16 protein-coding genes and 1 pseudogene are annotated in these 13625 nt (G+C 39.7%); 11 read left to right on the forward strand and 6 right to left on the reverse strand.

From position 1 onward, the window contains the following. Positions 1–18: 18 nt before the first annotated feature. Complete coding sequence (locus tag J690_RS08815; RefSeq protein ID WP_032035372.1) at positions 19–798, reverse strand: NRDE family protein; 780 nt, start codon at positions 796–798, stop codon at positions 19–21. A 93-nt stretch (positions 799–891) separates the two neighbouring features. On the opposite strand from J690_RS08815, the gene lgt reads away from it, so the two are divergent. From lgt to msrA, 7 genes and pseudogenes are all read left to right on the forward strand, one after another. Then, entirely contained in the window at positions 892–1710 is an 819-nt protein-coding gene (lgt, locus tag J690_RS08820; protein WP_005066098.1) for a prolipoprotein diacylglyceryl transferase, read from the forward strand. 80 nt (positions 1711–1790) lie between these two features. After that, positions 1791–2150 carry a hypothetical protein gene (locus J690_RS08825; protein ID WP_002115133.1) on the forward strand — a complete coding sequence of 120 codons (360 nt, stop codon included), beginning with the start codon at positions 1791–1793 and terminating at the stop codon, positions 2148–2150. A 9-nt stretch (positions 2151–2159) separates the two neighbouring features. Continuing rightward, a pseudogene (locus J690_RS08830) lies at positions 2160–2625 on the forward strand (hypothetical protein). A gap of 18 nt (positions 2626–2643) precedes the next feature. Beyond that, complete coding sequence (gene thyA / locus J690_RS08835) at positions 2644–3486, forward strand: thymidylate synthase (RefSeq protein WP_005079164.1); 843 nt, start codon at positions 2644–2646, stop codon at positions 3484–3486. Between the two features lie 44 nt (positions 3487–3530). Continuing rightward, complete coding sequence (locus J690_RS08840; protein ID WP_032035374.1) at positions 3531–4040, forward strand: dihydrofolate reductase; 510 nt, start codon at positions 3531–3533, stop codon at positions 4038–4040. A 14-nt stretch (positions 4041–4054) separates the two neighbouring features. Next, on the forward strand, positions 4055–5110 hold the full coding sequence (locus tag J690_RS08845) for a DUF4105 domain-containing protein (protein WP_032035375.1): 1056 nt from the start codon (positions 4055–4057) through the stop codon (positions 5108–5110). A gap of 100 nt (positions 5111–5210) precedes the next feature. Further along, on the forward strand, positions 5211–5735 hold the full coding sequence (gene msrA / locus J690_RS08850) for a peptide-methionine (S)-S-oxide reductase MsrA (protein WP_004794799.1): 525 nt from the start codon (positions 5211–5213) through the stop codon (positions 5733–5735). Positions 5736–5792: 57 nt separating this feature from the next. On the opposite strand, the gene J690_RS08855 is transcribed toward msrA, so the two are convergent. The 5 genes from J690_RS08855 to J690_RS08875 all read right to left on the reverse strand — a co-directional run bounded on the left by J690_RS08855 (position 5793) and on the right by J690_RS08875 (position 9621). Beyond that, positions 5793–6197 carry an ExbD/TolR family protein gene (locus J690_RS08855; protein WP_032035376.1) on the reverse strand — a complete coding sequence of 135 codons (405 nt, stop codon included), beginning with the start codon at positions 6195–6197 and terminating at the stop codon, positions 5793–5795. Beyond that, positions 6197–6817 (reverse strand): MotA/TolQ/ExbB proton channel family protein, encoded by a 621-nt coding sequence (locus J690_RS08860; RefSeq protein ID WP_001011664.1) that lies wholly within the window; start codon positions 6815–6817, stop codon positions 6197–6199. Before J690_RS08860 ends, J690_RS08855 begins: the two co-directional genes overlap by 1 nt. A gap of 43 nt (positions 6818–6860) precedes the next feature. After that, positions 6861–7610: an energy transducer TonB gene (locus J690_RS08865; RefSeq protein ID WP_002114938.1), complete on the reverse strand. Its 750-nt coding sequence runs from the start codon at positions 7608–7610 to the stop codon at positions 6861–6863. Between the two features lie 380 nt (positions 7611–7990). Then, a complete protein-coding gene (purU, locus tag J690_RS08870) occupies positions 7991–8854 on the reverse strand; it encodes a formyltetrahydrofolate deformylase (RefSeq protein ID WP_005066088.1) in 864 nt (287 codons plus the stop codon). Between the two features lie 74 nt (positions 8855–8928). After that, the gene (locus J690_RS08875; protein WP_005066087.1) at positions 8929–9621 is read right to left on the reverse strand and encodes a TetR/AcrR family transcriptional regulator; all 693 of its coding nucleotides are present in this window, start codon (positions 9619–9621) and stop codon (positions 8929–8931) included. A gap of 112 nt (positions 9622–9733) precedes the next feature. On the opposite strand from J690_RS08875, the gene J690_RS08880 reads away from it, so the two are divergent. The 4 genes from J690_RS08880 to J690_RS08895 all read left to right on the forward strand — a co-directional run bounded on the left by J690_RS08880 (position 9734) and on the right by J690_RS08895 (position 13611). Beyond that, complete coding sequence (locus J690_RS08880) at positions 9734–11182, forward strand: coniferyl aldehyde dehydrogenase (protein WP_032035377.1); 1449 nt, start codon at positions 9734–9736, stop codon at positions 11180–11182. A 167-nt stretch (positions 11183–11349) separates the two neighbouring features. After that, positions 11350–11586: a 50S ribosomal protein L28 gene (gene rpmB, locus J690_RS08885; RefSeq protein ID WP_000048256.1), complete on the forward strand. Its 237-nt coding sequence runs from the start codon at positions 11350–11352 to the stop codon at positions 11584–11586. Positions 11587–11598: 12 nt separating this feature from the next. Next, a complete protein-coding gene (gene rpmG, locus J690_RS08890; protein ID WP_001205031.1) occupies positions 11599–11754 on the forward strand; it encodes a 50S ribosomal protein L33 in 156 nt (51 codons plus the stop codon). Between the two features lie 147 nt (positions 11755–11901). Continuing rightward, positions 11902–13611 (forward strand): cation:proton antiporter, encoded by a 1710-nt coding sequence (locus J690_RS08895; RefSeq protein ID WP_005066082.1) that lies wholly within the window; start codon positions 11902–11904, stop codon positions 13609–13611. Positions 13612–13625 lie beyond the last annotated feature (14 nt).

Below are 13625 nucleotides of genomic sequence, written 5' to 3' on the forward strand. Positions count from 1 at the left end.
TGATCGGCATTTTTATTATCATCGATTTAAGAGAACCTGCTGCTGAACAATTTGCCCACTATGCTCGCCTTGTTGGGTCTTTTCCAACCAAAGCCATTCGTTATTGGTCATTCTTAGAAAATTTGAACACCGTGTGCCATACACAGGGCTTTGAATAAAAGTCGATGACAATAACTCTTCCATCTCTGGCTGAATGCCGGTATTGGGTAATAATGCCGTTGTGACCTTACGTTCATCTTCAAGAATATCCCATGCAGCATGTTGCAAAGTTAACTCTTCCGTCTGGTGCTGAAGCATAGGCAAAAACTCTTGCGTAAAACGTGTTCTTAAATGTCTGGTTTTTTCCCAATGTTCAGACATTAAACCATTTGAAACCACATAAACACCATTTGCTAATACTTGCGGGGCTTCACCACGATTACTCATATAAACTGCTTGATCAGCATTTCCCATAAACAGGTTAAAGCCAGCAAAATTCTTTTGCTGCTGTTCTAATTGTTGAGCAAATCGAATCGGCAATAAATCTGACTCTAAAAAAGCCTGAACTAAGTGCCCCCGAGAAGTTTCATATGATTTTTGATCTCGTCCATCACGAAAATTGGTCAAGACAGCCCATCGGCCTTCAGGTGTAACGCCCATCCAAGTCCCACCCGACTGTAAATCTTGCCCAGCAATAATCGGTGTATGTTGCCACTGATGTAACAATGCTGTTGGTCGATGATAGAACTCATCCCGATTTGACATAAGACATAAGGGCATATCATCCAGAACATGCCATGCTAAAGCCACAATACACATCTTTTCTTATTCCCTATCTTTACACATTGAATGTACAACATTTTTCACATCATTCCGCTACAATCTGTCAAAACGTAAGATCAAGGAGCAGCAATGCTGACCTATCCTAATATCGATCCGGTCGCAATACATCTAGGACCTCTTCAAGTCCATTGGTATGGACTCATGTATTTATTGGCATTTTTATGTGCTTGGGGGCTTGCTTCCTACCGTGCCAAACAGCGTGATGGCTGGACATCAGAAATGGTTTCCGATCTGGTGTTTTACGGTGCTTTAGGTGTCGTTCTGGGCGGTCGTGTCGGCTATGTCCTTTTCTATGAGTTTGATAAATTCCTTGAAAATCCGATTTGGTTATTCCAAGTCTGGACAGGTGGTATGAGTTTCCACGGCGGCTTTTTAGGCGTCATGATTGCGATGTTATTTTGGTGTAAAAAATATCAAAAAACATGGTTCCAAACCCTCGACTTTATCGCCCCATGTGTACCGACTGGCTTAATGTTTGGTCGCTTTGGTAACTTCATTGGTGGAGAGTTATATGGTCGTGCAGTAACTGACCCAAATTATCCATTCGGTATGATCTTCCCAACTGACCCATTACAACTGGTACGCCATCCATCACAAATTTATCAAGCAATTTGTGAAGGCTTAATCCTATTTATTGTCTTGTGGTGGTTTAGTTCAAAACCACGTCCACGCATGGCAGTTTCTGCCCTATTTTTAATGGGCTACGGTGTTGCACGCTTCGTAATGGAATTCTTCCGTCAACCAGATGCCGACCAAGGTTTTATTTTGTTTGGCTGGATGACTAAAGGTCAGATCCTCACCGTTCCAATGCTATTAATTGGCCTTTGGATGATGTGGTATGCCTACCAAAAGAAAATCTATGACTGGGGCCCACAAAAGAACAGTTAATATGATAAATCAGAGGAGTTTCGGCTCCTCTTTTCTTTTTTATGCTACAGTTTTTACTCTCCAAAAAATGAAGATACGACATGCTGGAATTCTGGTTTAACACTCAAGTCCCGACATTTAAAAAATTAGTAATTTTAATTATTACACTGTTGATCTGTATTGGGTTATATCAGTATCAACCACTGCCTTTAGATACCATTCTAATGTTTACAGGAACTGGGGTTATTTTTTTAATCTGCCGCTATTTTAAATTGCATTTTGCTCAAAAAAATCCAACTGGCCTACTTTATCGCCTGCTGACGTGGATACCTATCGCTCTTTTATTTGCACTTATTTTTGTTAAAACAATGCCGAACTTGCTGATCTGGGGTGTGCAAGGAATCGCTTTTATGGCGCTTGCAGCTTTTATCTTTTCACCTCAATCACTTTTTAATAAATAGGCCCAATATATGTTGGCTTATTGGTACAACGCACCACGTCACATCAAACTTATCTTCATTATTGTTGTTTGTGTTGTAGTTTACGCTGCTAATCAAGTTCAGTCCTTATCTCCTATTTATACAATACTCAGCCTTCTTTTCGGGTTTGGTTTACATGTTGGGCATTACTTATATACCAAACTTTCAAATAACACATCAGGCAAATCGAGCTTGGGACTTTTAATCAAAACTTATCCTATTTTGATCATTATTATTTTGATGTATTTGCTTCCTGTTCAGCATAAATGGATTCATCTCATACAAGCTTTAGGCTTTGTACTGATTGGCTTTTTCCTTGTCTCGATTTATCAAAATCGCGCTAAACGATTTTAATTACAAACTATTGCTCGCTTTCCTACCTGTCATTAAACCATGTTATTATCTTCCACGGTTTATTGATCCAGAAACCATCTCCCCTTCTATTTTATGGAATTAATCCGAACTCGAGAGTGTTATGCGTGCATATTTAGACCTACTACAACATATCCTTGATAATGGCGGTGACAAAGGCGACCGTACAGGCACAGGAACCCGTTCTGTATTTGGTCATCAAATGCGTTTTGATCTCTCTAAAGGTTTTCCTTTACTCACCACAAAAAAAGTACATTTCCGCTCGATTGTGATTGAGTTACTTTGGTTTTTAAAAGGCGACACCAACGTCCAATATCTAAAAGACAATAAAGTTTCAATTTGGGATGAATGGGCAACAGCAGAACAAACTGCTCGCTTTGGCCGTCCAGAGCATGAACTTGGACCAGTCTATGGTCATCAATGGCGTAATTTCGGCGCAACTAAAAATGCTGACGGTACTTATAATCAAGATGGTTTTGACCAGATTAAATGGTTAATTAACGAAATTAAGACCAATCCAAACTCGCGCCGTTTAATTGTTTCTGGCTGGAACCCGAATGAAGCTGGACAAGTTGCCTTACCGCCTTGCCATACGCTCTTCCAATTTTTCGTACAAGACAACAAGTTGTCATGCCAGCTTTATCAACGTAGTGCCGACGTGTTTTTAGGCGTACCTTTTAATATTGCGAGTTATGCTCTACTCACCCATATGATTGCTCAAGTGTGCGGTTTAGGTGTAGGTGATTTTGTCTGGACTGGTGGTGATACGCATCTTTATGCCAACCATTTTGAACAAGCTAAACTTCAATTGACACGTGAGCCTTTACCGCTATGCCAATTGAAACTAAATCCAGAAATAACTGACTTATTTGATTTCAAATTTGAAGATATCGAGATTGTAGGTTACGAGTCACATCCGGCAATTAAAGCACCAGTTGCAGTATAACGACGGCTTAAATTTCATTAGATTACGGTTTAGAGAATAAGATTATGGCATGGCAAAATGTAGAAGTTGTCCACGTTGTGGCAATGGACAAAAATCACTGTATTGGTAAAGGCAATGCGTTGCCATGGCATATTTCTGCCGACTTAAAACATTTTAAAGAAATCACACAAGGTGGCGTGGTCGTGATGGGTCGTAAAACCCTTGAGTCTATGGGCCGTGCTCTACCAAACCGTGTGAACTGGGTGATTACCCGTGACATTAACTGGCAATTTGATGGCGTTAAAGTTGCGTATTCAATTGAAGATGCTTTAAATGCAGCTTTAGAAGATGTAAAGAATACCGAAAAACAAGCATTATTCATCATTGGTGGCGGCGAGATATTCAAGCAAACCTTATCGATTGCAGACCGTCTTGAACTTACTCATGTTGACTTAGATGTGCAAGGTGATGCACATTATCCAACAATACCGAGTGAATTTCATAAAATTGCGAGTGAACAGCAAGTTGATGAAAAATCAGGTACTTCATTCGAGTTTGCTACTTATAAAAAATAATTTTATGGATGCCTATGCACAATATCGGAACACGTGAATTTATTATTGCTCTACTTTTTGGGCTATTACATAGTTTATTCACGCTGTTTATAGTGTTCTCTAGCATTTGGGTATGCGTAGCGCTTTGGGTTCAACAACCTTTTGGCTGGTTAGGCAGCCGCATACTCATTGGCATTTGGATTGCTTTTGCACTCAGCATGGCTGGCTTATATGTTGAAGGTCATATTATTAGCCGCCGTACCGATATCCTGATTTATCTTTTAGCGTTTGCCTGCTCTCTTATTTGGTATTTTTCCATTACCGCACGTCAAGACCGTGACTGGAACCCTGAAGTTGCCAATATGCTGAGCTATGAAAAGCACGGCGATGTAATCACCTTACACAATATTCGTAACTTTAACTGGCATCCTGATGGAACCTATGATGTGCGATGGGAAACCCAAACATTTGATCTTAAGCAGTTGAATGGCATAAACATCATTGCCTCTTACTGGATGGGACCACAAATTGCTCATACACTGGTAAGCTTCGAATTTAAGAATCAGCAACCTTTGGTCTTCTCAATCGAGATTCGCAAAGAAAAAACCGAAGAGTTTTCGGCAATTGGCGGTTTTTTTAGAAAATATGAACTTAGCTTAATTGCTTCTGATGAAAAAGATATCGTCTACACACGCAGCAACATCCGTAAAGAGCAGGTTTATAATTTTCCAGTCAATATGCCGCGTAGCGAACAAAAAGCGCTATTTTTAGAATATCTTAAGAAATCGGATGAGCTACGTGCAGAACCGAAGTGGTACAATACGCTTACGAGTAACTGTACAACTTTAATTTTTGATATGGTTCAAGCAATTAACCCCTATGAACTTCCTAAAGATTATCGTTTAATCGCTTCAGGTTACTTACCTAATTATTTATATGATCTTAAAGCGCTTAATCAAAATATCAGTTTAAAACAGTGGTATCAAATTGCGCATATCAACCCAAGAACTGAAAATTTTGAACAGCTTTCAGATCAGAGTAGTCAACACTTCTCTCAAATCGTTCGACAAGGTTTACCTAAAGCTAAATGAAATAAGTAATCCACTTTTCTTTACTTTTTTATACATGCTTTACTTTGTATTTTAAATACATAAACCCTATTGTAATAGGCAGGAAATAGAGGGAAAAACAATGCAACAGGCATTATTTGGCGGCGGCTGTTTTTGGTGCGTCGAAGCTGTATTTTTACAAATACGCGGTGTAGAAAAAGTAACGAGTGGTTATGCAGGTGGACACACCACTAACCCTACCTACGAGCAAGTATGTCAAGGAGACACCCAGCACGCTGAGGTGATCTTAGTCGACTTTGATGAAGAACAAGTAACTTACTCCCAGTTACTCGACGTGTTCTTTGCGACTCATGATCCAACGACTTTAAACCGTCAAGGTAATGATATTGGCACGCAATACCGCTCTGTTATTTACTATTATAATGAAGAGCAAAAGCAGGCAGCGGAACACACGATTCAGACTCTAAAAAATGACGATCTTGATATTGTGACTGAGCTGTCCCCTGTTCCGACATTCTATCCAGCAGAAGAATATCATCAGAATTACTATGCAAAGAACCCTTCACAAGGTTATTGCAACTTTGCGATTCCACCAAAGCTGCTCAAGCTATATAGTAAATTCCAGCATCTGATGAAAGATCAATAAATCAGAACAATAAAAAAGCAACCAGTTTGGTTGCTTTTTTATTGAGTAAACTAAATTTTAGTTTTCACTTACAAAGGCAATATCGCTCAGTCCGGCTTCACTGGCGCGAGACATTACCTGAGCAACAGTATCGTACTTCGACTCTTTATCAGCACGAAGTTGAACTGTTGGTTTAACATCGCCTTGACCTACTTCTTGAAAACGTTTTTGAAGCTCATCTAGGCTAATTACTTGAGTATCCCAAGCCACTTCACCATTTGCATTGATACTAATCGTAATTGCTTTTGGTGGTGGATCAATAATTTCAGCAGTTGTTTTAGGAAGCGTTAATGGAATCGATGGGTTGGCAACTGTTGCTGTGACCAAAAAGATGATCATTAACACCAACATAATGTCGATTAGCGGAATGAGATTCATCTCATTCATGCCACTATCGTGGTCTTCACCCAATTGAAAAGCCATTAAGCTTGACCTCCAACGTAACTTTGCTGTGCAGTTTTAACATCAGACTTTACAGTTGAGTCTTGCTGCAACATCGTGTCAATTAACAAGCTGTGCGCTTGGTCTTGTAAGTCGTGAGCAAGACCACGGTTTGCACGTACACAAATGTTATAAGCCAATACCGCTGGAATCGCAACTGCAAGACCAAGACCAGTCATAATCAGTGCTTCACCTACTGGTGTAGCCACTTGAGCCAAACCTGCTTGTCCGCTTTTACCTACGGCAACAAGCGCATGGAAAATACCCCAAACTGTACCAAACAAACCTACGAATGGTGCAATTGAAGCAATCGTTCCTAAAACAGATATACCTTTATCAGCATTGGCCTTTTCAGCAGAAATCTGACGAAGTAATGCCTGCTCTGCAACCGCTTTACGCTGTTCAAAACTCAAAGGTTGTAACTTTGCTTTTAGCGAAGTGATAGCCTGAGAAAGTTGAGCATAAGCTTGTTGTTTTAGTTGGCGAGTCCCCATCAAACGTAAGATGAAAACTGTCCAGGTAGCAATCGACATTGCCAATAAGATGAAATACAGGGTTTTACTCACTGCATCTGCATGTTGCCAATAGATTGAAAAGTTCATATTGAACTCCTGATTAAGGTTAGCCGTTGGGACTCAAATTCATTTAAGGGGTTAAATCAAAGGGTTGCTCTGCTTTAATTGGATAAGCAACACCATTTTCCATATAAGGTTTAAATTTCGCACCGCGAACAGCACGTACAACTTTGTCATCTAGACTTGAAATACCACTACTTCTAGTCACTCGTACATTAATAATTTTGCCTTTCTCATCGGCTTCAATAAGTACCATGACAGAGCGTGCTTCGCCTTGTAAATCTTTTGAAGAAACTGTTAAACGTGGTGAGCGGCTCCACTGTACACCCGAACCACCAATTGAAACGCGTTTCGGTGATGGATCTGGGGCAGGTTGAGCTTTAGGCGCTTCTTGTACCACTGGTTTTGGTTTTTCGATAACTTTTTCAGTAACAGTTGTCGTTACCACTTTGGTTTCAACTTTAGGTTCTGTCTTTACTGTTTCTTTTGGTGTTTCAGCTTTTTTCACCTGTTGAATTTTTTCCACTTTTTTAGGTGGTGTCACAGGTTTTTCAACAACTTTAACTTCTTTTACCTCTTTTTTAGGTTCCGGCTTTTTAGGCGGTTCCTTTGGCTTAGGAGGTAGTGGTTTTGGTTGCTCTTGAATTTTTACGAAACGTACCTGTAAAGGCTTCTTCTCGATTGGCTTTAATTCAGCAGGCTTAATATGGCTGACCGCCCATAAGACCCCGATATGACCAATTGCAACCGCAATTAGTGCCGTGATGACTTTCTTTTTCATCGGATTGGGAGAGTTTAAGGCTGCGGAAGATTGACTCATAAGAATCTAATTACCTAATGGATGATGATTTCAGATTTCTATTTGTAGAAACGATTTCAAACATCGGATAGAACAATAAAGTGCCACAATAATAAATGAGAAGTGTTTTCATTTGCAACTATTTTTTGAGAAAAACATTTGCTCAATATCACTAATTTGTATCAGTTGAGTGTCTTTGCTTTTGTTTTCTCATAGTTACATGAACGCGTATCTCTTGTTCACAAAGTGTTTAATCTAACTTATATAGTTAGGCTAATTTCACTATGAAGAGATCGAATCCTACCATAAATTCATTCAATATTGTTACGTTATATCATTTCAATATTTTTTTTGATATAAAAAAACACGCATAAAGCGTGCTTTTTTAAAATAAGCGTTATTTAAAAAACAACCGTCTTGTTACCATCAACAATAATACGGTCTTCTAAATGCCATTTTACTGCACGAGCCAATACATTACGCTCGACATCTTCACCTAGCTCACGAAGTTGCTCAACATTATAGTCATGGCTTACACGCTCAACGTCTTGCTCAATAATTGGGCCTTGGTCTAGATCAGCCGTCACATAATGAGCTGTCGCACCAATCAACTTCACACCTTTTTCATAAGCTTGCTTGTATGGATTAGCACCCACGAAAGCTGGCAAGAAAGAATGGTGGATATTGATGATTTTCATTTCCCATTTCGCAACAAAATCTTCGCTTAAAATCTGCATATAGCGTGCAAGAACTAATAAGTCATTGCCCTGCATCATTTCATCAATTTGTGCATAAGCTTCAGCTTTATTGTCTTTAGTTACTTTAATTACAGTAAATGGAATACCGAAGTTCTCAACAGATTCACGTAAATCTTCGTGGTTAGAAATCACGTGTGTAATTTCACAAGGTAACGACCCACGTGCATGACGCCACAATAACTCAAGTAAAGCATGGTCGACTTTAGAAACTAAAATACCAACCTTTTTAATTTCATTTACGAAAGCAAGACGCCATTGCATGCCATAACGCTCAGCAACGTTGGCAGCAAATGTTTGAATTAATGCATCTTTACGTGACTGTAAATGGTCAAGTTCAAACTCAACACGCATGAAATAACGTCCACCCTGAGCTTCCGTCGCATACTGATCAAGCGCGGTAATGTTTGCACCTTGGTGGTACAAAAAGCTCGATACAGCCTGTACGATCCCAGGCTTGTCTTCACAAGTAATCAGTAAACGGGCTGTATTGGCAGTGGTCATATTCATTTGGTTAATATCACTTAATTGAGTCAAATTTTTAATAAGCCGAGTATTCTAGCGCTCTAAATAGGCAAGTACAACTATTCATCTTTTAATGACGACAAGCTGGCAAATAGATCAGAAGGCCCCAGTGAATCAAGCAACTGCTCGTAAGTTGCTCGGCTTTCCCCCATAAGATAAGGACCTTCAAGGAAAACCATTTGACGTAATGCCTGCCAAACCCATTTTTCTTCTAAGTGGTTATTGTCACTAATGTGGCCAGACATATATAAAAAGTTTGTCCAGTTTGTTAATACAATCCATAAGTTAATAATGAGCGCTTCAATTTCAGATGGTGTCATTTTCATAAGGCCGGCATCGACAAAGGCTTGATAAATCTTTTGCCCCTGTTGCATGACCTGTCCAGCAAACCGTGGATAAATCTTTTTAAAGTCTTCGTTACTTTCAACTAAATGATAGACATCACGATGGATAAAACGGTAACTCCAGAGTTGACCACTTAATACTTGAAAATAGTTGATTTTGTCATTGGTCGTTAATGGTCTGTCTTCAGGTAAAGAAAGCATGTCCAAAGTCTCAACCTGATATTGGTACATTAATTCTTTAATAATTTCATGCTTATTCCGGAAATGGTAATACAAGTTTCCAGGACTAATACCTAACTCCGCCGCAATATGATTGGTTGTAACCGACCGTTCACCTCGCTCGTTAAAAAGCTGCAAACTGATTTGTAAAATCCGGTCTTTTGTCTTCAGAGCTTTAGGTAGAGACATTTTAATAACCTTTAATAATTCACATGGTTAAGACTTAAACACATAAACCGACTTGACTATTTAGAGTATTTACTCTAAAAAATAAGTATATCAGTATATTTGGTAAGTACCGATGAACAGTCAAACAAAAACAAATCCAGAGACTCAGCTTCCTTATGATGTTAAGCATTTACATGATTTGCTTGAACAACAAAAGCTCGCTTATTTACGTCATCCGGTACCCACTGCTAAAGAGCGTATTGATCGTTTAGCTCGTCTTAAAAGAGTCTTGGTAAAATATCAAGATCAGATTGCCGAAGCAATTAACCTTGATTATGGCAATCGTGCAGTTATGGAAACAAAAATTGGTGAACTACTCACGAGTTTGGAACAAATCAAGTATTACAGTAAACATCTGACTGCGTGGATGAAACCATCAAAACGCCACATCAGTGTATTACATCAGCCAGCAAAAGGTTGGGTACAATATCAACCTATGGGCGTCATTGGTATTATTACACCATGGAATTACCCATTATTGCTTTCAGTGGGGCCACTAATCTGCGCACTAGCTGCGGGCAACCATGCCATGATCAAAATTTCTAGCGCCTCACCAAACTTTGGACGTGTCCTTGAAAGTGCATTGGCAGAAGCATTTCCACAAGAATTAGTTGCTGTTGTAAATGGTGGTGGCGTTATTTCAGATGCGTTTAGTCATTTGCCTTTTGACAAAATGATTTTCACAGGCTCAACTTCTGTTGGTAAAACAGTGATGGCAGCCGCAGCTCAAAACCTAGTTCCAGTAATTCTCGAGTTAGGCGGAAAATCTCCTGCCCTAGTACATGCATCAATGGACATGAAAGATGTGGCTCAACGTATTGCTGTAGGAAAATTATGGAATGCAGGACAAACTTGTGTTGCACCTGATCATATTTTCTTACCACGCGGCAAAACTGCCGAGTTCATCGAAAACTTTAAATTGATTGTAGCTGGAATGTACCCTCATTTCCGAAACAACCAAGACTACACTTCTATTATTAATGATAAACAGTACAACCGCATTCAGGGTTATCTTGAAAATGCCCGTGATCAAGGCGCACGTATTGTTGAAATTAATCCGCAAAATGAAATTTTAGATGATGTCCGTAAAATTGCACCGACTTTGGTCACTGGTGTGACAACTGCAATGGATATTATGCAAAATGAAATCTTCGGGCCTATTCTGCCAATTTTAGAATATGACCAAATAGAAGAAGTCGTCGAATTCATTAATAGTCGTCCACGTCCTTTAGCGATGTATTATTTTGACTATGATCAAGCGCGTGCTGACTATATTGCACAGCACACCCATTCAGGGCATTTTGGAATTAACATGGTGATTACTCATGTTGCACAAGATGATTTACCGTTTGGCGGAATTGGCGCATCAGGTATGGGTAAATATCACGGACCAGAGGGCTTTTTTAGCCTTTCTCATGAGCGTTCGGTGATGTCAAATCCAAAACTTTATAGCCTTAAATACATTCTTCCACCGTTCAATAAGCCGATTCATCGATTCATTTCGAAAACCTTGTTGCGCTAACTGATCAAGGCATGATCTGTTATACTAAATCATGCCTCGTTTTTACCAATTTCGCTTGTCTTTTAATCGTATTTTTGGTATAAAACGCCCCTTGAATGAATTCATCCGTTTACATTTAGTATGACTGGCCACAGATTTGCTGTTGGCTGAATCAATGGAGTTACACCATGTCTAAGGTTTGCCAAGTTACCGGCAAGCGTCCAGTCGTTGGTAACAACGTCTCACACGCCAACAACAAAACCAAGCGCCGGTTCGAGCCGAACCTGCACCACCACCGTTTCTGGTTAGAAAGCGAAAAACGTTTTGTACGTCTTCGTTTAACCACTAAAGGTATGCGTATTATTGACAAATTGGGTATCGAAAAGGTTGTTGCAGACCTTCGTGCTCAAGGTCAAAAGATCTAAGGAGTCTGAGCAATGCGTGATAAGATTCGCCTCGTTTCTTCAGCTGGTACAGGTTACTTCTATACCACGACTAAAAACAAACGTACTATGCCGGAAAAAATGGAAATCAAAAAATTTGATCCAAAAATCCGTCAACACGTGATTTTCAAAGAAGCTAAAATCAAATAATTTTAGCCTCGAAAAAAACGACTTCTTTATGAAGTCGTTTTTTTTTGCATTTTTTTTATACCTACCTTTTTGTTAAACTTTCTCTACATTCCGCCTTGGCATTTTTTATGCTTGTTTTTAGCCTAACTCACGTAAAAGGAGTTTTTAGTGCCGCATGACGTAGATTTAATTATTTTACTTGCTGTTGGTTTCGGCGTTGCCCTCATTTTTGGCTATATTGCAGCCCGATTACGACTCCCCCCTCTTATCGGCTATTTAATTGCCGGAATTATTATTAGCCCAAATACACCCGGTATAGAAGCAGATATCCACCTCGCCAACCAGCTTGCAGAACTCGGGGTCATGTTCCTGATGTTTGGTGTAGGGATGCACTTTTCATTAAAAGACTTATTACTGGTTCGTCGTATTGCCTTGCCTGGCGCAATTCTACAAATCGCTGTTGCAACCTTACTTGGTATTGGCGTTTCAATGCTATGGGGATGGAGTTTCGGGTCTGCACTCGTTTTTGGCTTAAGTCTATCGTGTGCGAGTACAGTTGTATTATTAAAAGCATTAGGAGACCGAGGTCTTTTAGACTCAGTTAACGGCAAAATTGCTGTGGGTTGGCTGTTAGTCGAAGATTTAGTGATGGTGCTAGTTTTAGTACTTCTTCCGGCTACAGCTGTTTTACTCGGTGGAAAAGCACCAGCAGGTGCAGACGGTAATATCTGGTTAACCCTTGGAATTACCTTATTAAAGGTGATTGGCTTTATTGCCTTTATGCTCATTGTAGGCAAACGCGTTGTGCCTATTATTATGCAATTTGTTGCTCGTTTAGGATCAAGAGAGCTATTTACGCTGACCGTCGTCGCTGCTGCTGTTTCGATCGCTTACGGTTCTTATGCCATCTTTGGGGTTTCAATGGCTTTAGGGGCATTCTTTGCGGGTATGGTCGTTAAAGAATCAGACTTCAGCCATCGTGCAGAGGAAGAAACTCTCCCACTACGTGAAATTTTCTCGATTTTATTTTTCGTTTCTGTAGGTATGCTGTTTGATCCACATATTCTTGTGGAGAGTCCGCTCCATATTTTAGCTGTTATCGCGATTATTATGGTGGGTAAGACACTTGCTGCAATGGCATTGGTTTTATTCTTCCGCTATCCAATCAATACAGCTTTAACAGTCGGGGCAAGCCTTGCACAGATTGGTGAGTTTTCATTTATTTTAGCGACACTTGGTGTTTCTTTAGGCTTATTAAGCTTAGAAGCTCAGAATCTAATTCTAGCAGGCGCTTTATTTTCAATTACGCTTAACTCTTTCATCTTCTCAGCAATTGAACCTGTACAACGCTGGATTCGTGAACGCTCTCACTTAGCTCGACTGCTTGAACGTAGTGGTGACCCATTGGCAATGTTACCCGATGAAGTTGATCAAGCTTACTTACGTGATCAGGTCGTAATTGTGGGATATGGCGGTGTAGGAAGACGCATCACTGAAAATCTAATTAATGAGAATATTAAGGTCGTTATTGCTGAAGAGAATCGTGAAATCGTAGAAAAACTACGTAATGCAAATATTGCTGCTGTGAGTGGTGTTGCTACTGAACCGAGTGTTTTAATTCAAGCACATATCATGCATGCACGTCTCTTAGTAATCTCACCTATGGATATTTTAGATATCCACCGTATTGTGACCATTGCCAAGCAATTAAATCCTCAGATTCAGGTGTTAATTTGCGCAGAAAGCAAAGAAGAAGCAGCGGTTATCCGTGATGAAAATATTGGCGAAGTGTTCTATGCAAAAGAAGAAATGGCAAAGAATATGAGTCACCACATCTTAAATCAGATCGAGCTTGCTCATCAGTCAACAATTCATTAACCCATATAAAAAGC

The sequence above is a fragment of the Acinetobacter sp. 742879 genome (assembly GCF_000588535.1).
Lineage (GTDB): Bacteria > Pseudomonadota > Gammaproteobacteria > Pseudomonadales > Moraxellaceae > Acinetobacter > Acinetobacter pittii.